The organism is Acinetobacter sp. CIP 102136 (genome assembly GCF_000369685.1).
GTDB classification, from domain to species: domain Bacteria; phylum Pseudomonadota; class Gammaproteobacteria; order Pseudomonadales; family Moraxellaceae; genus Acinetobacter; species Acinetobacter fasciculus.
The window spans coordinates 904,990-929,543 of the sequence record NZ_KB850142.1 but is presented as its reverse complement, the minus strand read 5'-3'; the positions used below and the strand labels follow the sequence as shown (position 1 = coordinate 929,543).

The 24,554-nt window shown below is 44.6% G+C and carries 22 protein-coding genes; 13 read left to right on the top strand and 9 right to left on the bottom strand.

Going from position 1 to position 24,554, the window contains the following annotated elements:
- Positions 1-7: 7 nt before the first annotated feature.
- The 5 genes from mmsB (at position 8) to F893_RS09955 (ending at position 5,698) form a co-directional block, all read left to right on the top strand.
- On the top strand, positions 8-898 hold the full coding sequence (gene mmsB / locus F893_RS09975; RefSeq protein WP_005251773.1) for a 3-hydroxyisobutyrate dehydrogenase: 891 nt from the start codon (positions 8-10) through the stop codon (positions 896-898).
- An 85-nt stretch (positions 899-983) separates the two neighbouring features.
- A complete protein-coding gene (locus tag F893_RS09970; RefSeq protein WP_005251772.1) occupies positions 984-2,633 on the top strand; it encodes an AMP-binding protein in 1,650 nt (549 codons plus the stop codon).
- A gap of 59 nt (positions 2,634-2,692) precedes the next feature.
- The gene (locus F893_RS09965) at positions 2,693-3,820 is read left to right on the top strand and encodes an acyl-CoA dehydrogenase family protein (protein WP_005251770.1); all 1,128 of its coding nucleotides are present in this window, start codon (positions 2,693-2,695) and stop codon (positions 3,818-3,820) included.
- A 22-nt stretch (positions 3,821-3,842) separates the two neighbouring features.
- The gene (locus tag F893_RS09960) at positions 3,843-4,616 is read left to right on the top strand and encodes an enoyl-CoA hydratase (RefSeq protein ID WP_004280280.1); all 774 of its coding nucleotides are present in this window, start codon (positions 3,843-3,845) and stop codon (positions 4,614-4,616) included.
- A gap of 20 nt (positions 4,617-4,636) precedes the next feature.
- Positions 4,637-5,698 (top strand): enoyl-CoA hydratase/isomerase family protein, encoded by a 1,062-nt coding sequence (locus tag F893_RS09955; RefSeq protein ID WP_005251768.1) that lies wholly within the window; start codon positions 4,637-4,639, stop codon positions 5,696-5,698.
- An 82-nt stretch (positions 5,699-5,780) separates the two neighbouring features.
- Here F893_RS09955 and F893_RS18110 read toward each other — a convergent pair whose 3' ends face one another.
- The 4 genes from F893_RS18110 to F893_RS09935 form a co-directional block, all read right to left on the bottom strand.
- Positions 5,781-5,951, bottom strand: a complete 171-nt coding sequence (locus F893_RS18110) for a hypothetical protein (RefSeq protein ID WP_005251766.1) — start codon at positions 5,949-5,951, stop codon at positions 5,781-5,783.
- Positions 5,952-6,124: 173 nt separating this feature from the next.
- Entirely contained in the window at positions 6,125-6,994 is an 870-nt protein-coding gene (locus F893_RS09945; RefSeq protein ID WP_004730928.1) for an SDR family oxidoreductase, read from the bottom strand.
- A 366-nt stretch (positions 6,995-7,360) separates the two neighbouring features.
- Positions 7,361-8,815: an amino acid permease gene (locus tag F893_RS09940; RefSeq protein WP_005251764.1), complete on the bottom strand. Its 1,455-nt coding sequence runs from the start codon at positions 8,813-8,815 to the stop codon at positions 7,361-7,363.
- A gap of 417 nt (positions 8,816-9,232) precedes the next feature.
- The gene (locus F893_RS09935) at positions 9,233-10,735 is read right to left on the bottom strand and encodes a MocR-like pyridoxine biosynthesis transcription factor PdxR (RefSeq protein WP_004646934.1); all 1,503 of its coding nucleotides are present in this window, start codon (positions 10,733-10,735) and stop codon (positions 9,233-9,235) included.
- 328 nt (positions 10,736-11,063) lie between these two features.
- On the opposite strand from F893_RS09935, the gene F893_RS09930 reads away from it, so the two are divergent.
- The 3 genes from F893_RS09930 (at position 11,064) to F893_RS09920 (ending at position 15,411) form a co-directional block, all read left to right on the top strand.
- Positions 11,064-12,335, top strand: a complete 1,272-nt coding sequence (locus F893_RS09930) for a Glu/Leu/Phe/Val family dehydrogenase (protein WP_034436430.1) — start codon at positions 11,064-11,066, stop codon at positions 12,333-12,335.
- 348 nt (positions 12,336-12,683) lie between these two features.
- Entirely contained in the window at positions 12,684-13,946 is a 1,263-nt protein-coding gene (gabT, locus tag F893_RS09925) for a 4-aminobutyrate--2-oxoglutarate transaminase (protein ID WP_005251752.1), read from the top strand.
- Between the two features lie 16 nt (positions 13,947-13,962).
- Positions 13,963-15,411: an NAD-dependent succinate-semialdehyde dehydrogenase gene (locus F893_RS09920; RefSeq protein ID WP_004646931.1), complete on the top strand. Its 1,449-nt coding sequence runs from the start codon at positions 13,963-13,965 to the stop codon at positions 15,409-15,411.
- A gap of 204 nt (positions 15,412-15,615) precedes the next feature.
- On the opposite strand, the gene F893_RS09915 is transcribed toward F893_RS09920, so the two are convergent.
- From F893_RS09915 to F893_RS09905, 3 genes are all read right to left on the bottom strand, one after another.
- Entirely contained in the window at positions 15,616-15,897 is a 282-nt protein-coding gene (locus F893_RS09915; protein ID WP_004280265.1) for a helix-turn-helix domain-containing protein, read from the bottom strand.
- Positions 15,890-17,194 (bottom strand): type II toxin-antitoxin system HipA family toxin, encoded by a 1,305-nt coding sequence (locus tag F893_RS09910; protein ID WP_005251751.1) that lies wholly within the window; start codon positions 17,192-17,194, stop codon positions 15,890-15,892. Before F893_RS09910 ends, F893_RS09915 begins: the two co-directional genes overlap by 8 nt.
- A 249-nt stretch (positions 17,195-17,443) precedes the next feature.
- Positions 17,444-18,493: a Rieske 2Fe-2S domain-containing protein gene (locus F893_RS09905; RefSeq protein ID WP_005251750.1), complete on the bottom strand. Its 1,050-nt coding sequence runs from the start codon at positions 18,491-18,493 to the stop codon at positions 17,444-17,446.
- Positions 18,494-18,802: 309 nt separating this feature from the next.
- Here F893_RS09905 and puuE point away from each other — a divergent pair, with 309 nt between their 5' ends.
- The 5 genes from puuE to F893_RS09880 all read left to right on the top strand — a co-directional run bounded on the left by puuE (position 18,803) and on the right by F893_RS09880 (position 22,957).
- Entirely contained in the window at positions 18,803-19,765 is a 963-nt protein-coding gene (puuE, locus tag F893_RS09900; RefSeq protein WP_005251749.1) for an allantoinase PuuE, read from the top strand.
- A gap of 143 nt (positions 19,766-19,908) precedes the next feature.
- A complete protein-coding gene (uraD, locus tag F893_RS09895; RefSeq protein ID WP_005251748.1) occupies positions 19,909-20,412 on the top strand; it encodes a 2-oxo-4-hydroxy-4-carboxy-5-ureidoimidazoline decarboxylase in 504 nt (167 codons plus the stop codon).
- The gene (gene uraH, locus F893_RS09890; protein ID WP_004646924.1) at positions 20,409-20,729 is read left to right on the top strand and encodes a hydroxyisourate hydrolase; all 321 of its coding nucleotides are present in this window, start codon (positions 20,409-20,411) and stop codon (positions 20,727-20,729) included. The genes uraD and uraH overlap by 4 nt, the downstream gene beginning before the upstream one ends.
- A gap of 30 nt (positions 20,730-20,759) precedes the next feature.
- Positions 20,760-22,118 carry a nucleobase:cation symporter-2 family protein gene (locus F893_RS09885; protein ID WP_005251746.1) on the top strand — a complete coding sequence of 453 codons (1,359 nt, stop codon included), beginning with the start codon at positions 20,760-20,762 and terminating at the stop codon, positions 22,116-22,118.
- A 125-nt stretch (positions 22,119-22,243) separates the two neighbouring features.
- Positions 22,244-22,957 carry an outer membrane protein OmpK gene (locus F893_RS09880; RefSeq protein WP_005251744.1) on the top strand — a complete coding sequence of 238 codons (714 nt, stop codon included), beginning with the start codon at positions 22,244-22,246 and terminating at the stop codon, positions 22,955-22,957.
- 57 nt (positions 22,958-23,014) lie between these two features.
- On the opposite strand, the gene F893_RS09875 is transcribed toward F893_RS09880, so the two are convergent.
- Positions 23,015-23,512 (bottom strand): ureidoglycolate lyase, encoded by a 498-nt coding sequence (locus F893_RS09875; protein WP_005251741.1) that lies wholly within the window; start codon positions 23,510-23,512, stop codon positions 23,015-23,017.
- Between the two features lie 12 nt (positions 23,513-23,524).
- Positions 23,525-24,529, bottom strand: a complete 1,005-nt coding sequence (gene alc / locus F893_RS09870; RefSeq protein ID WP_004280253.1) for an allantoicase — start codon at positions 24,527-24,529, stop codon at positions 23,525-23,527.
- Between the last annotated feature and the right edge of the window lie 25 nt (positions 24,530-24,554).

The window sequence follows — 24,554 nt, the reverse complement described above, 5'->3', positions numbered from 1 at the left end:
CATCAGCATGAAGATTGCATTTATTGGTCTAGGCAATATGGGGGGCTCGATGGCGCAGAACCTGCTCAAGTCGGGACATCAGGTGTTGGGTTATGACCTGAGTGAAACAGCGCTACAGCATTTTTCAGCAGCCGGCGGCATTGTCTGTGACAGCCCTCAAACGGCAGCCAAACAGGCCGATGTGGTCGTGAGCATGTTGCCCGCAGCCAAGCATGTCCGTGAGGTCTATTTAGGTGAACATGGCATTCTGGAGGTGCTTCAAGCCGGCAGTCTGTGTATCGACAGCAGCACTATTGACCCGCAAACCATTCAGGACATTGCCGCAGCAGCGCAGGCCAAACAGGTTCGGGTCTGTGATGCACCGGTATCCGGCGGCACTTTAGGGGCCAAAGACGGCACTTTGACCTTTATGGTCGGTGCCGATGATGCCACCTTTGAAGCGGTCAAACCGGTCCTGAGCTGTATGGGTAAAAATCTGGTGCATTGTGGTGCCGTAGGAACAGGACAGGTCGCCAAAATCTGTAATAACCTGATTCTGGGCATTTCCATGACTGCCGTTGCAGAAGGGATGGCGCTCGGGGCCAAGCTGGGCATTGATCCACAGGCGCTGGCTGGGGTAATCAACAGTTCCACCGGCCGTTGCTGGAGCTCTGAAATCTATAATCCCTGGCCGGATATCTGTGCCAATGCACCATCATCACGGGGGTATACCGACGGTTTTGCCGCACAACTGATGCTGAAAGATCTGGGTCTGGCGGTCGATGCTGCACAACAGGCCGAGCAGCCGGTAGTTCTGGGCAGCATGGTACAAAAACTTTACCAACAGCTGTGTCAGGACGGTCATGCCCATCTGGATTTTTCCAGCATCATGCATCAATACACCACAACAGCTGCTTAAAAACTTAATGGTCCAATGGAGCAAGGATTCGCTTCATCAACAATACCTTGTCAGTAATAACGATAAATTCAGGCTGAGGTTGAACATGTTAGATTATCAAAAAACGGTTGAAAATTTTAATTTAGATGCGGTGGCAAAGCAGTATTTGTCCGGTTCAATGCAGGCGGTGAATGCCTGTTATGAATGCTGTGACCGGCATGCCGATTCCGATGCGATTGCCTTGTACTGGTATGGCAAAGATGGCCGCAAAGAACAATACAGTTTTCGCGAGCTGAAGAAATATTCTAGTCAGTTTGCCAACTTTTTAAAGTCACAGGGCATTGGCAAAGGCGACCGCGTTTCCGGCTTGTTGCCGCGCACCCCGGAGCTGATCATCACCATTCTGGCGACCTGGCGCATTGGCGCAGTCTATCAACCCTTATTTACTGCCTTTGGTCCCAAAGCCATCGAGCATCGCATTCAGCTGGCGCAAAGCAAGCTGGTGGTGACCGATCTGGCGAATCGGGATAAATTATCTGAAATTAGCAACTGTCCACCGATTGTGACGGTACATGCCGAAACTGAGGCAGAGCGCTATCCGCACGATCTTAGCTTCTGGACAGTATTAAACCGTCAGGCTGAAGCTTGTGAGCTGGAAATCCTGAATGTTAATGATCCATTTTTATTGATGTTTACCTCGGGCACCACCGGACCGGCGAAACCGCTTAAAGTGCCGTTAAAAGCACTGATTGCTTTTGCAAGCTATATGCAAAATGCCATTGGTCTAACTCCTGAAGATGCTTTCTGGAATATTGCTGATCCCGGCTGGGCCTACGGATTGTATTACGCGATTACTGGTCCCTTAATGCTTGGACACTCGACCTTGTTTTATGAAGGCGGTTTTAATGCCGAAAGTGTCTGCGAAATTGTTAAGGAATATGGCATTACCAATCTGGCCGGTGCACCAACCGCTTACCGCATGATGATGGCGGCCGATCCTGCTCAAATGGCAAAACTACGCGGTAAGTTACGTGTTGTCAGCAGTGCGGGAGAACCGTTAAATCCGGAAGTGATCCGCTGGTTTAAAGAGGTACTGGATGTGCCGATTTATGACCATTATGGCCAGACCGAAGTCGGGATGGTGGTGTGTAATCATCATGCCTTGGAACATCCGGTCCATTCAGGTTCGGCAGGCTTTGCCAGCCCGGGTTACCGGATTGCCGTTGTCGATGAACAGGGGCATGAATTAGCAGCTGACGTCCCGGGCATCCTGGCAGTGGATATCAGCCAGTCCCCAATGATGTGGTTCTCTGGCTATGAAGAAAGCCGTAAATCTCCATTTGTCGGACAGTATTACTTAACTGGGGATACCGCAGAAATTCATGCAGATGGCAGTATGAGCTTTGTTGGGCGTAGTGATGATGTCATTACAACGTCAGGTTATCGGGTCGGCCCGTTTGATGTGGAAAGTGCCTTGCTGGAACATGATGCCGTGATTGAAGCAGCAGTCATTGGCGTGCCTGATCCTGAGCGTACCGAAGTGATTAAAGCCTTTGTGATTCTGGCGAATAATTTTGCAGCTTCGGCCCATCTGGAAGAAGAGCTGGGTCAATTTGTGAAAAAGCGGTTATCTGCGCATGCCTATCCACGCCTGATTGAATTTGTGACTGAATTGCCGAAAACCCCAAGCGGTAAAATTCAACGCTTTTTACTGCGCAATCAGGAAATCAACAAGCAGCAATCCAAAACTGCATAAGCTCATAAAGCCAACAGATTGAATAAGAAGATTAAATAAAGAGATTGAAGGAAGCATCGATGCAATTAACGGAAGAACAACACCTGATTCAGGATATGGCCAAAAGCTTCGCCCAGGAACAGATTAAACCCTTTGCCAGCGAGTGGGATCAAAAAGGCATCTTTCCCAAAGATGCCTTGGCCCAAATGGGAGAGCTGGGTTTTTTAGGCATGCTGATTCCGGAAGAATGGGGCGGCTCGGGCACAGGTACGCTGGCTTATGTTCTGGCCTTGGAAGAAGTCGCTGCGGCCGATGGTGCAACATCCGCGATTATGAGCGTACATAACTCGGTGGGGTGTGTGCCGATTTTCAAGTTCGGCACGGAACAGCAAAAGCAGCAATTTCTAAAGCCTTTGGCCCAAGGTGAAATGATTGGTGCCTTTGCCTTAACCGAACCACATACCGGATCGGATGCTGCCGCGATTAAAACCCGGGCGGTCAAGGACGGCGATCATTACATCATCAATGGCGCCAAACAGTTTATTACTTCTGGCCACAATGCCGGGATGATTATTGTGTTTGCCGTGACTGATCCAGGCGCGGGCAAAAAAGGCATGAGTGCATTTTTAGTGCCGCGCGACACACCTGGCTATGAAGTGATTCGGGTGGAAGAAAAACTCGGCCTGCATGCTTCGGATACCTGTCAGATTGCCTTAACCGATGTCCGCATTCATGAAAGTTTAAGACTCGGTGCCGAAGGCGAAGGTTTAAAAATTGCCTTGGCCAATCTGGAAGGCGGGCGGATCGGTATTGCCGCACAAGCCGTTGGTTTGGCGCGTGCCGCTTTAGAAGAAGCAACGGCCTATGCGCATGATCGCGTGGCTTTTGGCAAACCGATTTTTGAACAGCAGGCGATTTCGTTCAGGCTGGCCAGTATGGCGACTGAAATTGAAGCGGCACGGCAACTGGTGCATTTTGCAGCACGCAAAAAAGAAGCCGGTGAAGCCTGTTTAGCCGAAGCCTCCATGGCCAAACTATTTGCTTCGGAAATGGCCGAACGCGTGTGTTCCAAGGCGCTACAAATTTTTGGTGGCTATGGCTATCTGAAAGATTTTCCGATTGAACGCATCTATCGGGATGCGCGGATTTGTCAGATCTATGAAGGCACCAGCGATATTCAGCGTCTGGTGATTGCACGCAGTTTATAAGGAATTAAAAAGGATTTTTATCATGCAATGGCAAACCATTTTACTCGAACAACGTAACGGTGTTGGACTGATTACCTTAAACCGTCCTCAGGCGTTAAATGCACTGAATAACCAGCTGATTGTCGAGGTCAATCAGGCTCTTGATCAGCTGGAAAAAGACCCCGAAATTGGTTGTATCGTGATTACCGGTTCGGAAAAAGCTTTTGCTGCTGGTGCCGATATTAAAGAAATGGCAGATCTGAATTTTCCGCAAATTTATCTGGACGATTTTTTTAGTCTGGCCGACCGGATTGCGCAGCGCCGTAAACCTTTAATTGCCGCAGTGAGCGGCTATGCCTTGGGTGGTGGTTGCGAGCTGGCATTGATGTGCGACTTTATTTACTGCGCTGATAATGCAAAATTTGGTTTGCCTGAAGTTACCTTAGGCGTGTTGCCCGGCATTGGCGGGACCCAGCGTTTAACCTTGGCGATTGGTAAGGCCAAAGCCATGGAAATGTGCCTGACTGCACGGCAGATGGGGGCGCAGGAAGCGGAACAAAGTGGTTTGGTCGCTCGGGTTTTTGCCAAGGAAGAATTGCTGGAACAAACCCTGCAAGCTGCCGAGAAAATTGCTGAAAAGTCGCTTACTGCCGTGATGATGATTAAAGAATCAATTAATCGGGCCTTTGAAGTGAGCCTGGCTGAAGGCCTGCGCTTTGAACGCCGGGTTTTCCATTCGATTTTTGCCGGTTCCGATCAAAAAGAAGGCATGCAGGCCTTTGTAGAAAAACGCCCAGCCAAATTTACCCATCAATAAAACAAAAATAGGAAAATAAAATGAGTGATGAAAATAATTTAGCGATACGGGTCGCAGGAAGTCTGGGCATTATCAGCCTGGACCGCACCAGCCATTTAAATGCCTTAACCCTGCCAATGATCCAAGGCATTCAGGCGCAACTCGATCAGTGGTGCCATGATCCAGAAGTGCAAGCCATCCTGATCAATTCCAACAGTCCCAAGGCGTTCTGTGCTGGAGGCGACATCCGCTATCTGTATGACAGCTATCAGGCCGGCAATACCCAATATCAGGATTTTTTTGCCACTGAATATAAGATGCTGAGCACCTTGCGTAATTTTCCAAAGGCCGTGATCGTGATGATGGATGGCTATGTACTGGGCGGAGGCTTTGGCCTCGCTCAAGCCTGTCATATCAAAGTTACGAGTGAAAAATCACGTTTTGCCATGCCCGAAACCGCAATTGGTTTTTTCCCAGATGTTGGAGCCACCCATTTCCTGTCCCGACTGGATGAAGTCGGTGTCTATATGGCTTTGACCGGGGAGCAGATCAGTAGCAGTGATGCCTTGTATCTCGATCTGGTGGATTATCATGTGCCGAGTGAGCGTTTTGCTGAATTGGAAGCAGCGTTGATTACTGCGCCTGTATTAAATCCGATTGAAATCCAGAAAATCATCAGTGGTTATATTACGCATCCGGTGGAAAGTGAGCTGCAAAAACGTGCAGATCTAATTAATCAGCATTTTGGCTATCAACACTTGGAGGAGATTGAACAGAGTCTTGCTCATACAAGTAATTCAACTGATCAGGACTGGGCCAATAAGATGCGAACCATTTTGCAGCAGCGTCCGGTTATGGCCAAGCAAACCAGCCTGAAGTTACAGCAAGCTGGACAGAATTTGTCGCTAGAAAAATGCATGCAGCTGGAACGGGACTTACAAGATGTCTGGTTAGAGCAGGGCGACTTTATTGAAGGCGTTCGTGCACTGATTATTGATAAGGACAAAAATCCAAAATGGCGAACCGAAAATGCAAAATTTGAACAAACACTGGAAAAGCTCTGGCCAGCATGGACTCAGCAGCGTATCGAAAATATTACTTAAAGCTGATGGTAAAAGACCCTCTATAATTTAATTATAGAGGGTCTTTGTATCTGTCCCATACTTTCATCGACATGAATTCTATTTAGTGGGACGTTTTCTTTTTCTTGCCACCGCCGTCTTGTTTATTGACCGTCGACCAGGCAATACGTTCGGCTTCTTCCTCAGAACGACCACGTTCTTTTTCGCTTTCTTCAATATGTTCAGCCTGCCGTTTCTGTTTATCGGTATAGGCTGATTTGTCACCTCTAGGCATCTTAATATCCTCATCAGGTTTGGCTGAAATTACTATAACAAGAGCTTATTTTTACGAGGGTAAGTATTTGTTGGAATCATTTTATAAAAACAAAATTTTTAAAAAATATGAAAATCTAAAGATTAAATAGATGAAGATAACGGTCAACTAGAACCGCTATCTTCTTTGTCCGATTAGCCGTTAATAATACTGCCGCCATTCACATGAATCACCTGACCTGAAATATAGCTAGCTTCTTCACTGGCCAGAAATAAATACGCCGGTGCTACTTCACTTGGCTGGCCCATGCGGCCCATTGGGGTACTTTTACCAAAATCTTTAAGCTGCTCTTCATCAAAGCTGCTCGGAATGAGTGGTGTCCAGATAGGACCTGGCGCGACTCCATTGACGCGAATGCCCGTTTTATTTTTTAATAAATTGGTGGAAAGGCTTCGGGTAAATGTAGTGATGGCCCCTTTGGTACTGGCATAGTCAATCAGCTGATCATGTCCGTGATAACTGGTAATACTTGTCGTATTGATAATGCTGTCACCTTCTTGCATATGCGGAATCACCGCCTGAGTCAGGTGAAACATCGACAGAATATTCACATTAAATGTTTTAAGTAATTGCTCGGGCGAGATATCGCTAATACTTTCTTGCGGATACTGAACCCCGGCATTATTGACCAGAATATTAATCGTTTTAAATTCCTGAAGGGTCTGTTCCACCATTTTCTTGATTTCATCTTGATCCTGTAAATCACATTGAATCAGCAGGCAACGTCGGCCTTCATCTTCCACCATTTTTTTGGTGTCCCGTGCATCCTGATCTTCATCCAGATAGCAAATAGCGATATCTGCACCTTCGCGGGCAAATAAGACCGATACAGAGCGGCCAATTCCGCTATCACCACCAGTAATCAAGGCAACTTTGCCTTTTAATTTTTCACTGCCTTTATAATGCGGTTTAATAATTTCCGGTGCAGGGTCCATTTTGGTTTGTACACCCGGTTGATGGTCTTGTGTTTCAGTTGAAGCTGGGGTTTCAGGATAATGATTCATATCTTTTCCAATTCCAATGATTGTGGCCATATAAGAAAAAATATATTAGAAGCTTTTAGGCAAAATGAGGCTGGACTCAACATTTCATAACAGAATGTATTCGAGATTTATCAATTATTCGTTGAAACGGATCAGGTTGAGCAACCAGAACAGAAAAAGCTGATGAAACAGCTTCTGGCTACACTTTGATAGCTGAGGTGGTCTTGAAAGGTGAAATTTGATTAGGAAAGGTGAGGTATCAACGGAGATTTAAAATCTAGACATAGATAAGCATCTTTTTCTGGGAATATATAAGAAAAATGGAGAGTTTTTTAACTCTCCATTTATTCATTCTGATGTATTTGAAAAATTTCTATAGAAATAAATTTAAAGATTATCACTTAAATTAATTCTAGCCTGTGCTGCCTTTTCCTTTTTGGCTGAGGCTTTACCCCAGTTAAACTTTTGTGCACAGATGCCTAAGCCCACAATAAATAATGCAAGCACACTGGTATAAACCACTTCTTTAAAATAGGTTCCTTCAATAATCATGGTAATTAAAGCGCCGACAATAAAGATAATGACCAGATAAGTGAGCCATGGGAATAACCACATCTTGAATGGAATATTTTGTCCTTCAGCTTCCAGTTTTTTACGTAACTTAAGCTGAGAAATGGCAATAGCAAGATAGACATATAAAGATACGGTACCAGTCGCTAACATCAAGACATCATAAATATTCATACTTTCGGTGGCAGTCAGATAAATCGCCACGAAAGAAAACAGGCTTGAAAAGATAACACCTACCCATGGGCTGTTATTGCGGTTAGTTAAACCAAAACTCTTTGGGGCATCTCCACGTTTCGATAGGGAATAGACCATGCGTGAGCAAGTATACAGTGCGGAGTTAAAGCAGCTACATACCGAGGTGAGCACAACAAAATTCACAATATGGCGCGCTTCCGGAATACCAAGTGCAGTAAGCGCTACGCTATACGTACCCCAGGTCGGATCTTTCAATAAAGGATTATTGTGTGGAATCAGGCAAACCGTAATCAGCATTGAACCGACATAGAATAAAATGATACGCCATACAATAGAGTTTGCGGCCTTACGAATTTCCTTGGCAGGATCTTTGGTTTCAGCTGCTGCTACGGTGACAATCTCTGCTCCCATATAAGCAAACATTACACCCAATAAGGCTGTGATCACGGATGAAAAACCATTTGGCATAAAGCCTTGAGCGGTTAGATGAGTTGTACCACCGAGCATAGAGGCATCGCCCCAAGGCCACAGGTGCATCACGGCCAAGCTGCCAAACACCAGGAACAGTACAATGGCAATGACTTTAATCAGGGCAAACCAGAACTCGAATTCACCAAAGTTTTTTACGTCACGGAGGTTAATCCAGACCAGCGCTACAGTGACCAGAAGCATATAGCCCCAGATCGGGATAAATGGAAACCAGCTATTTAAGATTTTCCCGGCGACAAAGGCTTCCCAGCCCATGAGCAAGGTCCAGAAAGACCAGTATAACCAGCCGATGGAAAATCCGGCCCAGCGCCCGATTCCTCGGTCCGCATAGGTTGAAAATGAGCCGCTGTCGGGATTCAGTACCGCCATTTCTCCCAGCATACGCATGATGAGTAAAACTAATAGTCCACCTAAAGTATAGGCCATGAGTGCAGCCGGCCCTGCAGAATAGATAACATTACCGGAGCCGACGAAGAGCGCACCGCCAATGACGCCGGCAATTGAAATCATGGTGAGATGGCGTGATTTAAGTCCGTTTTTTAAGCCGTTTGATGATTCGGAACTGGAGAAATGTTGATGTTCTGCCATATAATTTCCCTTAATATCAATAGCGTAGCGGCAATAAAATTCCTTATTTGGCTTACGCTATCTTATCCTTTGAAACTGTAACCGAATTCATCAGTGCTTGACCAATATTAAGTTAATCTTAATAAAATAAATCCTTGTAGTCTTATAGACAGGATCACACTTTGATTAAAGTACGGTTACATGCTGTTCATGTATGCGGTTAATTTCTCTTTTTTGTTGTAAAGTGACGAGAGCCATTTTTGAGCAATTCAAAGGAGCCAATTGGCTTAAGAGATAAAAAATATAAGCAGGCAATATTTACAGAAAAATAAAGCCTACCTAAAATATCAGGCTAAAAGCAGGTTTACGTTCCCTTTAAAAATAAATTAAAAGCTTTTTGATTTTAAAAATATAATTGTATTGATCCTTAAGTTTTTACTAAGTTAAAGTGCGAATTCCATGCTCACGCAAGCACTTTAATAATATCCCGAAAGCCACCAGAATTTCCTGTTCACTCACACAGGCAAAACCCAGTAATAATCCTTTCTGCCGGGTGGAATAATGTTTGGTATAGTATTGCGATAAGGCTCTGACCTTGATTCCCAGTTCAAGCGCTTTGGATGCAATCAAGACATCATCACTGCTGCTCGGCAATTTTAAAATCAGATGTAAACCGGCGGCGGTATTGTATTCATGCAGAAAATCTTCACCTAAATGTCGGCGAATCAGGTCAATTAAAAAAGCATGGCGTTTGCCATACAATAAACGCATCCGTCGGATATGCGCTTCATAATGTCCTTCACGGATAAATTCAGCCAGTGTTTGCTGATCGATTAAGTGACCACCACGATAAAGTTCCGAGGCCACAATTCGCAACGAAGAAAACAGCTGTTTTGGTACCACTAAATAGCCAATGCGCAGAGCCGGATAAATGGTCTTACTAAACGTCCCCATATAAATCACCGGAGAATCCGGCTCCAAACCTTGTAAAGAAGGATAGGGCTGGCCCGAGAACCTGAACTCACTGTCATAATCATCTTCAACAATCCAGCTATTGTGTTGGCGTGCGAGTGCAATTAACTGTTTGCGCCGTTCCAAACTTAAATGTGAACCTAAGGGATATTGATGCGAAGGCGTCACAAAAATCAGCTTAGGCGGTTTCTTGGGATGCAGATCGGGAATAATCCCTTCCTGATCGACCGGTAAGGAACGCAGATTCACACCATTAATTCGTAAAATATTACGCGCGCCCCAATAGGCCGGATCTTCGATCCAGACTTCGTCACCAATGTCGCTTAAAGTACGCGAGACTAAGTCAATTGCCTGATGGGTGCCTTCGGTAATAATGATCTGATCAGCATCGCACTGCACTGAACGGGCAATTTTCAGATATTCTGCCAGCTCCTGACGCAGTTCTAGGGAGCCACCGGCATTGCTGTAAATCAGGTTGTTAACTTGAGGTTCACGGCTCAAACGCGTTTGGATTTTGCTGAAAATATGATGCGGAAATTCGGTTACATCGGGTGCGCCCGGTACAAAGGCTCCCCATTGATAAGGCGAAGCCGCGGAATAGCCGAGCAAGTAAGAACCGCGTTGCGACAGATTATAATTTTGCTGTGCTTTTTTTTCTGCAACGGCAGGAGAATTCTGTTCTGCCTTCACCAAAAAGGATTCGGGTAATTTCTCTACTACCCAGGTACCTTGACCGGTACGGGCATCAACATAACCCTGTGCCTGTAATTGTTCATAGGCATTTAACACCGTATTACGCGATACCTGAATCTCTTTAGCCAGATCACGTGATGCAGGCAAGCGGGTTTTGGGAGCCAATACGCTATCGATAATCGCGTTACGCAAGCAGCGGAACAGTCGCATCTGTAATGTTCCTGTGACATCTTGCTGCAATCGCTGCAGTAAATAATCTCCAAGCAAGCTACGCAATTGGCTCTCTCCTACAAATTTGAAATGGCTCTCGTGAGAGCGGTATTGCTAGGTGCAAAATAGTCTGATCAGGCAGTCATTGTAAAGTGTCTTGTATGCGTTTTGATCATGTACCTGCGGCTTGAATACGAGCATACAGGCGGGCAGGCAATATACACAGATACCGATTAAAACTAAAGCGGAAAATCTAGACACTGATTTTGTTTGGAGCTCGCTGAACTAAGACCTGAATCAAGCAATGATTGCCATAACAGCCGAATAGAGATGTGTTGCAGCCGCCAGGACATACGACTGCATATAACAAAAGGATCATAGAATGAACATGATGATGAAAGGATTGACCTATACCGAGCAAGGTACAACGGCCTGGAACAATTATCTTAAGCAACTGGATAAAGTAGCGCCTTATCTGGGTGAGCTGAGTGAACGACTGGACATGCTGCGACGCCCAAAGCGCAGTTTGATTGTCGATGTTCCGGTCATCATGGATGATGGTACGGTTCAGCATTTTGAAGGCTATCGTGTTCAGCACAATTTAACTCGCGGTCCAGGCAAAGGCGGTGTGCGTTTTCATCCAGATGTCAATTTAGATGAAGTGATGGCTCTGTCAGCCTGGATGACGATCAAATGTGCTGCTCTAAACTTACCTTTTGGTGGTGCCAAAGGCGGTGTGCGGGTTGATCCGAGCCAGCTTTCCAAGCGCGAACTGGAACGCTTGACCCGACGCTATACAGCAGAAATCAATTTAATTATTGGGCCGCAAAAAGATATTCCTGCGCCGGATGTTGGAACCAATCCGCAAATCATGGCCTGGATGATGGACACCTTTTCCATGAATGCAGGTTCTACGATTACTGGTGTAGTGACCGGAAAGCCGGTGCATTTAGGGGGGTCTTTAGGCCGCAGTAAAGCTACAGGTCGCGGCGTATTTATTAGCGGTCGTGAAGTTGCCCAGCAAATCGGTCTGGATTTAAAAAATGCTCGGGTTTGTGTACAGGGTTTCGGTAATGTGGGCAGTGAAGCTGCGCTGCTTTTCCAGGAAAATGGCAGCAAAGTGATCTGTGTTCAGGACCATTCAGCCACCCTGTATCAGAAAGAGGGGATTGATATTAAAAAGCTGCTTGAATACTCAAATGCCCACCATAAAATTCAGGGATTTTCTACCAGCGATGAAATTTCTGCATCAGCTTTCTGGACCATTCTTGCCGAAGTCTTTATTCCGGCAGCGCTGGAAGGTGTGATTAATACTCAGGTCGCGCAAAATATTCAGGCCAAAATGATTCTGGAAGGTGCCAATGGTCCCACTTTGACTGAAGCGGATGAAATTCTGAGTGAGCGTCATATTACGGTGGTGCCAGACGTGATCTGCAATGCGGGTGGCGTGACGGTCAGCTATTTTGAATGGGTTCAGGATTTGGCCAGCTATTTCTGGACTGAGGAAGAGATTAACCAGCGTATGGATGCCAGTATGAAAAATGCGGTACAGGATGTATGGCAAAAAGCAGTTCAGGCCGGATGTTCTTTGCGTACAGCCGCTTATATTCTGGCTTGTGAACGTATTTTAATGGCACGCCAGGAACGCGGCATCTATCCGGGTTAAGCGAAGTTTTTTGCAAGATGGGTTAATCCATAAAAACGAATGGATTTAATCCATGATGACCCATCGTAAATTTTTGCAATGGGTTTTTAAATTGGCTTCTTTATTTAAAAAGGAGCCAATTTTCATTATAAATATAAATAATTGTTTATAAATAAAATAATTTTATATTTTGACTATTTTACTCGTTTTAAATAGATCAATTGGCTCCTTTGAATTACTCAATAATGGCTCTCGTCTCATACGTATAAAAGCGCAAAATGAACCATATCAGCCGGTCTTTGGCAAATTTCTATCCCAAGATCCGGATAGCAAAATTTACAACGTATGAATCAAGAATGAGGATACAAAATGGACAGTAAACACTCAGCACTGAATGCACGTAAACAGCAGGCGACACCACGTGGTGTTGGGGTCATGTGTCAATGGTACGCAGAGAAAGCAGAAAACTCGACCATCTGGGATGCAGAAGGCAATCAATATATCGACTTTGCGGGCGGGATCGCCGTACTGAATACTGGCCATCGCCATCCTAAAATTATTGCTGCGGTCACTGAACAATTAACCAAATTTACCCATACGGCTTATCAGGTTGTACCATACGAGAGCTACGTTGCTCTGGCAGAACGTATCAATGCACGCGCTCCCATCCAGGGTGCTGCAAAAACCTCATTCTTTTCAACGGGTGCTGAAGCTGTCGAAAATGCAGTTAAAATTGCCCGTGCCCATACTGGCCGTCATGGCATTGTGACTTTTGGCAATGGTTTTCACGGCCGCTCATTTATGACAATGGCAATGACCGGTAAAACTGCACCTTATAAACGCGACTTTGGGGTGATGCCTGGTGGTGTTTTCCATGCCCGTTATCCGGTGGAATCCAAAGGCATTAGTGTTGATGATGCAATTCAAAGCATTGAAGACATTTTCGCAGAAGATATTGCTGCGCATGACGTAGCAGCGATTGTGCTTGAGCCTGTACAAGGCGAAGGCGGATTTAATGTGGTGCCTGCAGAATTCCTGAAACGCTTGCGTGTACTATGCGATCAAAACGGCATTTTACTGATTGCTGATGAAGTACAGTCTGGTTTCGCACGTACAGGTAAACTGTTTGCGATGGATTATTATGAGACCAAGCCAGACCTGATCACGATGGCCAAGAGTCTGGGCGGCGGTTTCCCGATCTCAGGCGTTGTAGGTCGTGCTGAAGTCATGGATGCACCAAATCCGGGTGGATTGGGCGGCACTTATGCAGGTAACCCGGTTGCTGTCGCGGCTGCCCATGCGGTACTGGATATCATTGAAGAAGAAGGTCTTTGTGAGAGAGCAAATGATCTAGGCGCAGAACTGGTTGATGTTTTGCATGAACTGAAAATGTCCTCTAGCATGGTTAAAGATATTCGCGCACTGGGTTCAATGGTGGCGGTTGAGCTCGAAACTGCGGAACAGGCAAAAGCTGTACAAAACAATGCCATGCAAAATGGTCTGTTAATCCTGACCTGTGGTCGTTATGGTAATGTAATCCGTTTCCTATACCCGCTCACCATTCCAGCAGAACAGTTCCGTGCGGGATTGGCTATCTTGAAACAAGGGTTTGCACTGTCTGTCGCAGCCTAATGAAAGAGTAATGATCATGCTTCAAACGCAATATAGAGATTTATTACAGCATCCTGATATCAGCTTCGATCAGCCTGCCACGGGTGAATATATTGAAGTCAACGATGCAGCAACCCAAGCCACTTTGGCCTGGGTAAAATCCCATGACCGGGCGTCTGTAGAACAGCTGATTGCTCGTTCTCAGCAAGCCCAAAAAGCCTGGAAAGCCAAGACAGCACTTGAACGTGCGGATGTGCTTTGGGCCTGGTTCGATCTGATGCAGGAAAATAAAGAGTCCCTGGCTCAGATCCTGACTGCTGAACAGGGCAAGCCACTGGCTGAGGCACGGGGTGAAATCGGTTATGCTGCTTCCTTTATCCGCTGGTTTGCTGAGCAGGCACGCCGTATTGATGGTGATGTGTTGACTCCAACGCTTGCCCATCAACGGTTATTGGTCATTAAGCAGGCGATTGGGGTGACAGCGGCCATTACACCATGGAATTTTCCGGCGGCGATGATTACCCGTAAAGCCGCGCCAGCTCTGGCTGCCGGCTGTTCCATGCTGGTTAAACCGGCTGAACAAACACCTTTAACTGCGTATGCACTGGAAGTTTTGGCCTTGCGCGCAGGTTTACCACAAGATGTATTACTGCATGTCAGTGGTGATGCGGTTAAAGTAGGTCAGGTCTTATGTGAAAGCGAAACTGTGAAAAAGTTAAGCTTTACCGGTTCGACTCAAGTCGGCCGTATCCTGATGCAGCAATGTGCACCGACCATCAAAAAACTGTCCTTAGAACTTGGTGGTAATGCACCGGTTCTGGTCTTTGATGACGCCAATCTCGAACAGGCTGTACAGGGCATTATGGCCAGTAAATTCCGTAATAGTGGACAGACCTGTGTTTGTGCGAACCGGATTTATGTACAAGATGGCATTTATGATGCGCTGGTAGAAAAACTGGTGGCTGCCGTTGCCAAGCTGAAAGTCGGTGATGGCCGTGATGAAGCTTCTACCCAAGGTCCATTAATTGATGAGGCTGCGATTGAAAAAGTGCAGTCACATATTGCTGACGCAGTGAGCAAAGGTGCACAAGTGAAAACCGGTGGACAGCGCTCAAATCTGGGCGGTACATTCTTCGAGCCAACGCTTCTGACTGAAGTTACTCAGCAGATGCGTGTGGCAAAAGAAGAAACTTTTGGACCGTTGGCGCCGTTATTCCGTTTCAAGACTGAAGAAGAAGCAATTCAGATGGCGAACGATACAGAATTCGGTCTGGCTACCTATGTATTTACCCAAAGTACAGCACGTCAGTGGCGTGTAGGTGAAGCCTTAGAATACGGTATGGTGGGAATCAATACCGGAGCTATCTCTAATGAGGTTGCGCCATTTGGTGGAGTCAAGCAATCAGGGTTAGGCCGTGAAGGGTCTAAATTCGGTATGGATGAATACCTTGAAATGAAATATCTCTGTGTTGATATTTCTTCATAATAATGTTTAAAAAGTAAACTTATTCATTAAAAAACTGATGAGAAAATATCAGCCTCCAGTGAATCCCGTGTTTAATTTAAACCGGGATTCCTGCGATGGAGCAAGGACTCAATAAACAGATTGGAGGAGGGCATATTTTCAGTTGTTAAGTCATTCTTCTTCTCTAAAATTCCCCTAAATATCAATTAAAGCATCAGATTATCATCAGGATTTAACCCTGATTTCTAACTTTAAACCAAAAGCATCCAGTAATTTCTGCATAGACTTGAGTGTTGGATTGCCTTCAGGTTGTTCCATTTTCTGTAGAGTCTGGGGAGCAATCTTGGTAATTTTAGCCATATCGTTGAGTGTGAGGTGCAACTCGGTACGAATGAAGCGAGCAACCTGATGAAAAGGCCAGTCAGGATTGTTGCTGACGGTTTCAAGTACAGATAATCTCTTTTGCATCTGTTGAATCGGGGTCAGGGGCTTAAAGCGTTTATCCATGATTCAGCTCCTCCAATTGTTGGCAAATATTATTAATTCGATACTGGCTATTTTCAAGAATTTCAGGTGCCAATTGCAGATGCTGCATGTGCTCGAGTAACCCCTGATAAAGTGGTAATTGCTCGATTAATACCGCTTTGATTTCTTGTGGATCAATCATCGTGCTTTCGGCGATCTGTTCAATGACTGAATGCCAAATTGGCATGCCACCATGATCATCTCGCTCCCAACGTGTAGTTCGGGCAATACCATCTGGATGGAGCCACATCGGCGCAAAATCAAATAATGGGGTTAGTTGAATGATTCCATTATTGAAACGTTGAATCGCTGTATTACGGGTATGATTGTCTTTATTGCCTAAAGCGACATTGGCAAGATCACGCTTCAAATATTCAAAGATTTCCTGTTTTGGTTCAGTACAGCATTGCATCAACAGGCTACAGATCTGGTTATGGGTCATTCTTACCCCAAAACCGGCTTTTCCTCCCAGAGAAGCAATACTTTCCTGGGCAATTCTTTCAACCTTCCCATCGCTGACTTTACGGTCAAATCGGGGAATAAATAAAGTCTTACCATGCAGCTCCAGTTCCTGATGAACACGAAGTCCCAGGTATTGGGCAATTTTCATATATAAGGCTTCGTGCATCAAAATTTTATCTAGATTCTGATCACTGCCACGACTGAATTTCACCAGCCAATGCTGTTTGACCTGATCATCTGTCAGCGTGTGATCCAGATAGAACAGGTCATCGTGACCTTGGGTCAGCAGTAATTTTGGCCACTCGCCCTGAATACCAGAAGAACCGGCAATAAAAAGTCCATAAGAGGCCAAGGATTCAATAAATTTTTCTTGACGTTCTACGACTTGGTCCAGACTAAAGCCATGATTCTGCTGAACAGGGAACTGCCCCTGTAGCCATTCATAAGCCTCTTTAATCCGTAAATTACCAATCGGATTGCCTGCCCCGGCTTTTAAAAGGGCCCAGTCTGCTTGTTCTTGGGTATTTTCAGAAAAATTAAGCTGACGGAGTAATTCTTTACGACCATAACCTTGAGGTAACAAATCCATCAGGAAGGCCGGCCAGGTAGATTGCAAGGTATTTTGCACATTTACTGGTAAATGATAGGCTAGCGCATGCCCATCACTTAGGTTCATATAAGAAATAGCATATTCAAATAGATATGATGTGCGCGTGGCTGCTTGCCATCCAGTTTGTTGTTGACCGACAATCTCAACAATAGCGCAATCCAGCCATTCATCTTCCTGATAAATCTGCAGTGTGCAATATTGATCCATAATTTTATTAAAATAGTAAAGTAAAGTGATTTTATTTATTATATACCTATTTTAATAAAAAACTAATTTTATCTTCTTAAAGTTCTTTATCGTTCTAAAAGGCCTTATCTTCACCAGAATACAAGGCTTATGAGGCTATATAACAAGATGTATCCTCATAGAAATCAATATATAACCCAATTAATTTTTAAATATCAGAGGAGCTCTAACCCTGGTTATTTATTATGAATCTTTCTTTTGAATAAAATTTTAAGCAGCAAATAAAGGACTAAATCCCCGTTTACGTAGTAATTTTCGGTACATACTCGAGCTTCGATCTGCCGGAAAATGCGCTTCTAAAGATAAGTCCAGAGGTAAATATTCAGGTTTCTGATTTTCTACAATCACACGATCTTCCTCGAAAATTTTCATATTAAAGGCATAGGCATCTTCAACCGGTAAATCTTTATCATAATTGCGGCAAATAGGTGCAAAAAGTCGTGTTGAACGCGCAGTCATGGGTGAAGCCGCATTCATGATGACCTGCTTGGCATGATTTGGAAAATGAATCGTAAGTGTTGCAGTAAAGGGTAGGCTCACTTCAAAATGACGTAACCATTTAAAATCTTCCTGGCCACGCTGCTCGATTCCGATCGGATAACGTCCCACACTGCTGATATAATCTGCATTAAAACCGACCTCCGTTTCTGTCGTACTGTAATCAGGAACTTCTACATCCTCCGGATCGCCAAAAGTGTCTGGATGCACCCAGGCAAAATGAGCCACATCAATAAAACCTTCGAGCTGTCTTCCTGCAAAACATTGAATGTCTATCTGAGGGCAGACCAGTTGCTGATACTCAGCATCATCCCAAAAAGGCATATTAGGAATATGAGGTTCTGCATCTTTTGTAGCGCTTAATGAACACCAGATCAGACCATACTTTTCTACCGCAGCATAAGTTTTCAAATGGAAACGTTCCGATATTTTATGCTGAGGATGTGCAGGAATACGGTTGCATTTACCTTCATTGCTAAAGCGTAAACCGTGATAACGACACACCACGCCTTGGCCGTCATTTTTTCCCAAGCTTAAAGGTACACCGCGATGCGGACATGCATCTTTCGCCACCACCAGTTCATCGTTCATTTTATAAATCACCAGAGGCATATCAAGCAGCATGCTACTTGTTGGCTGATCTGTAATATCACGCGCAAGTGCAATCGGATACCAGTACTGAGCCAAAAGATGCCAGTCATGTTCCTCGAATGTCATATGGACTGGTAAGTCGGGACTAAAAGCGGCGATATTTGTATTCATAATGGGTTCTGTGTCATGACCTTTAGCTAGACTATAAAACAGCAATGTGTTCTATGAAATTTCAATTAACAGGACATAGGATTGCGTAAATCAGAACACTGACCAGCGATTAAAAACAAAATAAGCATCTTTCCAGGTTTTTTATGTTCAACTACGCAAATATTGAGATGGGATATTTCTAAGCTTAAATCTCGCTGAAAATATTTTTTAAAAAGCGTGCTCTCAATTTCAATGCTCTACTTTGGCGCATAAATTGCTTATCACGCGTATAGACCATTGATCATTTACTAGAATCGACAAGGAATTGATGTGACGACTAGCTACTTACGCGGACAAGAACTTATCGAGAGCATTCGCAGTGCACCTTATTCGCGTGACCTGATTGGCTATCATGGTGAACCACCAAAAGTGCAATGGCCAAACGGCGCGCGTGTCGCGGTACAGTTTGTACTGAATTATGAAGAAGGTGGTGAAAACCACATTGAACATGGTGATGCCGGTTCAGAACAGTTTTTATCTGAAATCATTGGTGCTGCCAGCTTTCCAGATAAACATATGTCGATGGATTCGATGTACGAATATGGTTCACGTGCAGGCTTCTGGCGCATTCATCAGGAGTTCCAGAAACGTGGTTTGCCGATGACCATCTTTGGAGTCGGCATGGCCTTAATACGTAATCCTTATGTGGTCGAGGCGATTAAATCAGCCCATTATGATGTCGTTTCACATGGGCAGCGCTGGCTACATTATCAGGACATGCCGCTTCAACTCGAACGCCAATATATGGATCAGGCGATCAGTGTTCTGGAAAGCCTGTTTGATGAGGCACCGATCGGCTGGTATACCGGTCGGGACAGTCCGAATACCCGTCAACTTCTGGCTGAATTTCCTCAAATCAAATATGACGCTGATTACTATGGGGATGACTTGCCATTTTGGAGCACCTTGACCAATCAGGTGGGGGAAACACGTCCACATTTGATTATTCCTTATAGCCTGGATAGCAATGACATGAAATTCAGTTCACCGGGCGGTTTTAATAGCGGGGAACAGTTTTATCAATATCTCAAAGATGCTTTTGATGTGCTCTATGCCGAGGGAGAAACTGCGCCAAAAATGCTGTCGATTGGCATGCACTGCCGTATTTTAGGACGGCCGGGACGTTTTAAAGCTCTACAAAAGTTCCTGGACTACATTCAAAATCATGACAAGGTCTGGATTTGCCGCCGTGGGGATATTGCCGAGCACTGGTATAACCATCATGCGCCATAATCATAAAATGTATTTGAAAAGATCAGGTTAAATGCTCTTTTTTGAGTCATGCACTTTATAAAAATAACAAACACATCAGCTTTGGCACTGTTATTGCAAAACCAGTTTTAAATAACCAAGCAATATAATCAGGCGATTGAAGAGTGCAACTTGTTGAATTTAATCAAGCATCAGCAGAAGATGCGAAGACCTTTTTAAAGCACTGTGTGCAAATACCCAGTTGGTCGATCGAGCTTGCCGCAAAGCGTCCTTATACCTCGGTTGAGGATGTTTTGAATGCAGCGAAACAACAATCAGCAACTTGGAACTGGGATGAGATTAAAGCTGCGTTGGATAATCATCCCCGTATAGGTGAAAAACAGGCACAGGCTGAATTGAGTGAAATCGAAAAAGACTTTTCCCATCGTGAACAGTCCGGCATTGCCGCAGATGACGATACCCAGATCGCACTGCTTAAAGGCAATCTTGCTTATGAAAAAAAATATGGGTTTATCTTTCTGATCAAAGCCGCTGGATTGAGCAGTGAAGACGTCCTTCAAGCCCTGAACTATCGTTTGCTAAATGACCCAGAGATTGAGAAACGTATTGTCCATCATCAACTGGCAGAAATTGCCTTGTCACGACTGGCTCAGGAGCTTCATGCATGATTAGCACGCATATTTTAGATACACATCTGGGAAAACCTGCGACAGACGTGGTCATTCGACTTTTTGCTGAAGACGGTCGCCTGATTAGGGAAGCAAAAACCAATGCAGACGGCCGCGTCAGTGATTTCGGCATGACCGAGTTTAAAGCGGGTGCCTATAGTCTTGAGTTCTTTACATCTGCCTATTTTGAAAATTCGGGTTTAGAAACTTTTTTTCCTAAAGCAGTTATTCATTTTTATGTGAAAGATGCGTCCCAGCATTTTCATATTCCTTTACTGATCAGCCCATTCGCGTACTCCACATATCGCGGAAGCTGATTTTATATTTAGACTTTGAGGGTGAGAAAAATGACAGAACAAAGTAAAACAATATCACCTGAACATGAATATTTAGGTGCGGGAAAAAGTGCAGCTTACGGTTTGCAACACGTACTGACTATGTATGGCGGAATTATTGCACCACCTTTAATCGTGGGAACGGCCGCCGGTCTGGAAGCTTATCAAATTGGATTATTGATTGCAGTGGCGCTATTTGTGGGTGGTTTAGCCACAATTTTGCAAACCGTTGGGGTGAAATATATCGGCGCGAAATTACCTTTGGTACAAGGGGTTTCTTTCGCTGGCGTTGCGACGATGGTCGCGATTGTGACCACAGGCGGTGGTTTGCAAGCAGTTTACGGTGCGGTCATTGTCGCCTCATTGATCGGTTTTTTCCTCGCGCCTTATTTCTCCAAAATTATCCGTTTCTTTCCACCTGTGGTAACCGGTTGCGTCATTACTATCATTGGTTTGTCCTTATTACCGGTGGCAGTCCGCTGGATGATGGGCGGCAATCCCAAGGCACCAGAATGGGGAAGTGTCGAAAATATTGGTCTGGCACTGATGACATTGGCTTTAGTCGTCTGCCTGAATTTGAGCCAACATGCTGCTATTCGTCGCTTGTCTATTTTACTGGCAATTGTTTTAGGTTCAGTACTGGCTTATTTATTCGGTTTTGGTGATTTCTCTAAAGTTGCGACTGGTAGCTGGATCCAGGTACCTAGCTTCTTCGCCTTTGGACTACCGACTTTTGAGTTAACCGCCATTATTTCCATGCTCATTGTTACGCTAGTCATTATGACTGAAACCACAGCAGATATCATTGCAGTGGGTGAGATTGTAGGTACCAAAGTGGATGCGGATCGTATCTCGAATGGCTTGCGTGCCGATATGTTATCGAGTGCGATGGCGCCTGTTTTTGGGTCATTCATGCAAAGTGCTTTTGCGCAAAATGTCGGCTTGGTGGCGATTACCGGAATTAAAAGCCGCTTTGTGGTCGCAGCTGGGGGCATGATTTTAGTCGTGTTGGGTTTACTGCCAATTATGGGACGTTTGATTGCTGCCATTCCTGTACCGGTATTAGGTGGTGCAGGTCTGGTACTTTTTGGAACAGTCGCTGCAAGCGGGATTCGTACCTTGGCTAAAATTGATTATAACGAGCAAAAAAATCTTATCATTGTTGCGACGGCTATTGCAGCCGGCATGATTCCCATTATTGATCATTCCTTTTATGCCAACTTTCCAAAATGGGTGCAAACCTTGTTTCATTCGGGGATTAGCTCAACCTGCTTAATGGCCATTTTACTCAACCTGTTGTTCAATCATCTGAACCTATTTAAAAATAAAAGCACAGCGACTACAGAAATTGTGGCAAAGATTCCACATTAGAAAATTTAAACCAGGATGAAAACAGTCCAGAAAATGGGCTGTTTTTTATCAAAAATTAAAAATGTTGGCTTTGTTTTTGCTTAATTCAGAATGTGATTCTTTCATTCCATTGGGGACCCTTATTTATGAGATTCACTCAACTTACTGCTGCAACATTACTTGTATTGGGTGCGGCATCCGCACAGGCAAAACCGATCTGGCAAGACTTCAGTGTCACCGGACTTTATGGAGAAAACTATGAGGTGGTCGATGAGAAACAGGCGACTGCGACCTTTGAATATACGGCAAAAGTAAAATATGCAGATGTCTTCTTCTTCATTGACCGTATGCGCGGTGCAGATGACTTTAAATCAAGTTATTTTGAATTTTCACCACGTTTGAGCTTGGGTGAAGTGTCGGGTCAGAAGCTTGCCTTTGGTCCGGTTAAAGATGTACTGGTTTCAACGACCTGGGAAGGTGGAGAGGGTTTTGATAACTTCCTGTACGGCGTAGGTTTCGATCTGGATATTCCATATTTCCGTTATGCCAGCATTAACCTTTATCGCGTGAATAATGAGAATATTGATGATGATTACCAGTTGACACTGACCTATGGCGTGCCAATTAAACTGGGAACTGAAGAATTTCTGGTGGATGGCTTCTTGGACTGGTCAACAGAAGAGGATGATCATGACAGCGAGATGAACTGGACCACCCAATGGAAATGGAATGTCGGTAAACACATTTCTCCAGACGCCAATTTATATCTGGGGATTGAACATTCTATCTGGAACAACAAATTCGGTATCCCAAATGCCGATGAAAATAATGTCAGTGCTTTAGTGAAATATCACTTCTAGGCAAAGTGATGAAGAAATAAGTTAAAAGCCCTGATAAAAGGGCTTTTTTTAATGCGTTTAAAATACGACCTGGATGTTTTCAGGAAAAGGATGAACATCACAATTTGATCCGCTACCTATACGATCCACTACGACAAACTCACTGGGTGCTTCAAGGGTCAATAATGGATGATGCCAGGTTCCGGCACGATAATTTATCCCTTGAGAACCATCACTGATAAATACCTGAATCTGACTAATATCGGGCTGTGTATAATCAAGTTCAGGCGCTACAACGATTAAAAATTGCTGGCCGTGCATCGGAATAAAAGCCTGTGATCCTAGAGGATGCCTTTCCAGCATTGAGATTTGAAAAGGAATTGCCGTAGCTTGCATATTTCTAAAAATACTCAGTCCGACCTTGGTGTCACTTTCTACTTCAGCCAGGGCATGATAACGCTCAGTCTGCTGCTCATTGATATGAAAATAATGATTACCCTGACAGGCAATGACTTCTCCAAAAGGCAGAAAACTTTCAGTGCTTAAAGGCTGTATTTTTATACTTTGCATAGACATATCATTGATCACTCAAGCCAATTTTCCCCAGAGACGAATCCGGCTGATGCCACCGTCCGGAATCATGTTGACACGAATATGGGAAATTTTTTCGTGTTGTAAAATTTCATTGATGTAATGATGAATATGATCCATTTGCATAGGTTGGGCTGCTAACAAAAAAGGCCAGAACATGCTTTGTGGAATGAGTTGCTCATCGGTTGCATCCTCAACATAGATGGCTTGAATAGAAACCTCTGCAGGGAAATTTCCCTTAAAATGGGCGGTATCAATTTCAATTTTCTCGATTCGGGCACTGGCGCCTAAAGCCAAAATGCACCAGTCAAATCCTGGAGCACGACGCCGTTTGGTTTCCCAGCCATCGCCCATGTTAATGCCACGTCCCGGATTAATCAGATTGCGTGGATGTCCAAAATGCGCATCGCTATAGGCAACGACACGGCCACCATGTTCTAGTGCCAAAACATCTAGCATTTGATCACTATCTTGCAGATTGATTTTTACCTGACCATAGACCTTAAAACGTGCAATCCCACCGTCAGGATAAATATTCAAACGGACATGGGTAAATATCTGCTTTGCTGAAATCTGAACAATATGATGCTGGCTGGGGCCCAAGACATTATTTTCTATAATGCTGATCCATTCTGCCTGATCAAGATTTCCATCTGGCGCATAACATGCTTGCACAGCAGCAGAGGCCGGATAATTACCGCTAAAAAAAGTCGTATCAATATCCAGTGCCTGTATTTGACCTGCAACAGCAAGTTTAATGATGGCCCAATCATAGCCCGTGTGGCGCTTGCGACGGGTTTCCCAGCCATCCATCCATTTGCCATGCTCATCAAACTTGTCTTCGATAAAGACCGGTGCCTCAAATTGCAACATGCGTTTTGCTTCAGCAAAAAACTCATCTGAACATTCAAGAATTTCTGCGCCAATTCGGGCATCTGCAAGGTTAGTTAACTGCTGTACTGGAGCAGGCAGATCAAAAATTGGAGCTAATAAGGTCGCCATCTTAAATTTCCATCATTGGTATACG

Bases quoted from the DNA above. Each gene is read 5' to 3' on its own strand.
- mmsB (WP_005251773.1), top strand. From the start codon at position 8: ATGAAGATTGCATTTATTGGTCTAGGCAATATGGGGGGCTCGATGGCG.
- F893_RS09970 (WP_005251772.1), top strand. From the start codon at position 984: ATGTTAGATTATCAAAAAACGGTTGAAAATTTTAATTTAGATGCGGTG.
- F893_RS09965 (WP_005251770.1), top strand. From the start codon at position 2,693: ATGCAATTAACGGAAGAACAACACCTGATTCAGGATATGGCCAAAAGC.
- F893_RS09960 (WP_004280280.1), top strand. From the start codon at position 3,843: ATGCAATGGCAAACCATTTTACTCGAACAACGTAACGGTGTTGGACTG.
- F893_RS09955 (WP_005251768.1), top strand. From the start codon at position 4,637: ATGAGTGATGAAAATAATTTAGCGATACGGGTCGCAGGAAGTCTGGGC.
- F893_RS18110 (WP_005251766.1), bottom strand. From the start codon at position 5,951: ATGCCTAGAGGTGACAAATCAGCCTATACCGATAAACAGAAACGGCAG.
- F893_RS09945 (WP_004730928.1), bottom strand. From the start codon at position 6,994: ATGAATCATTATCCTGAAACCCCAGCTTCAACTGAAACACAAGACCAT.
- F893_RS09940 (WP_005251764.1), bottom strand. From the start codon at position 8,815: ATGGCAGAACATCAACATTTCTCCAGTTCCGAATCATCAAACGGCTTA.
- F893_RS09930 (WP_034436430.1), top strand. From the start codon at position 11,064: ATGAAAGGATTGACCTATACCGAGCAAGGTACAACGGCCTGGAACAAT.
- gabT (WP_005251752.1), top strand. From the start codon at position 12,684: ATGGACAGTAAACACTCAGCACTGAATGCACGTAAACAGCAGGCGACA.
- F893_RS09920 (WP_004646931.1), top strand. From the start codon at position 13,963: ATGCTTCAAACGCAATATAGAGATTTATTACAGCATCCTGATATCAGC.
- F893_RS09915 (WP_004280265.1), bottom strand. From the start codon at position 15,897: ATGGATAAACGCTTTAAGCCCCTGACCCCGATTCAACAGATGCAAAAG.
- F893_RS09910 (WP_005251751.1), bottom strand. From the start codon at position 17,194: ATGGATCAATATTGCACACTGCAGATTTATCAGGAAGATGAATGGCTG.
- F893_RS09905 (WP_005251750.1), bottom strand. From the start codon at position 18,493: ATGAATACAAATATCGCCGCTTTTAGTCCCGACTTACCAGTCCATATG.
- uraH (WP_004646924.1), top strand. From the start codon at position 20,409: ATGATTAGCACGCATATTTTAGATACACATCTGGGAAAACCTGCGACA.
- F893_RS09885 (WP_005251746.1), top strand. From the start codon at position 20,760: ATGACAGAACAAAGTAAAACAATATCACCTGAACATGAATATTTAGGT.
- F893_RS09880 (WP_005251744.1), top strand. From the start codon at position 22,244: ATGAGATTCACTCAACTTACTGCTGCAACATTACTTGTATTGGGTGCG.
- F893_RS09875 (WP_005251741.1), bottom strand. From the start codon at position 23,512: ATGTCTATGCAAAGTATAAAAATACAGCCTTTAAGCACTGAAAGTTTT.
- alc (WP_004280253.1), bottom strand. From the start codon at position 24,529: ATGGCGACCTTATTAGCTCCAATTTTTGATCTGCCTGCTCCAGTACAG.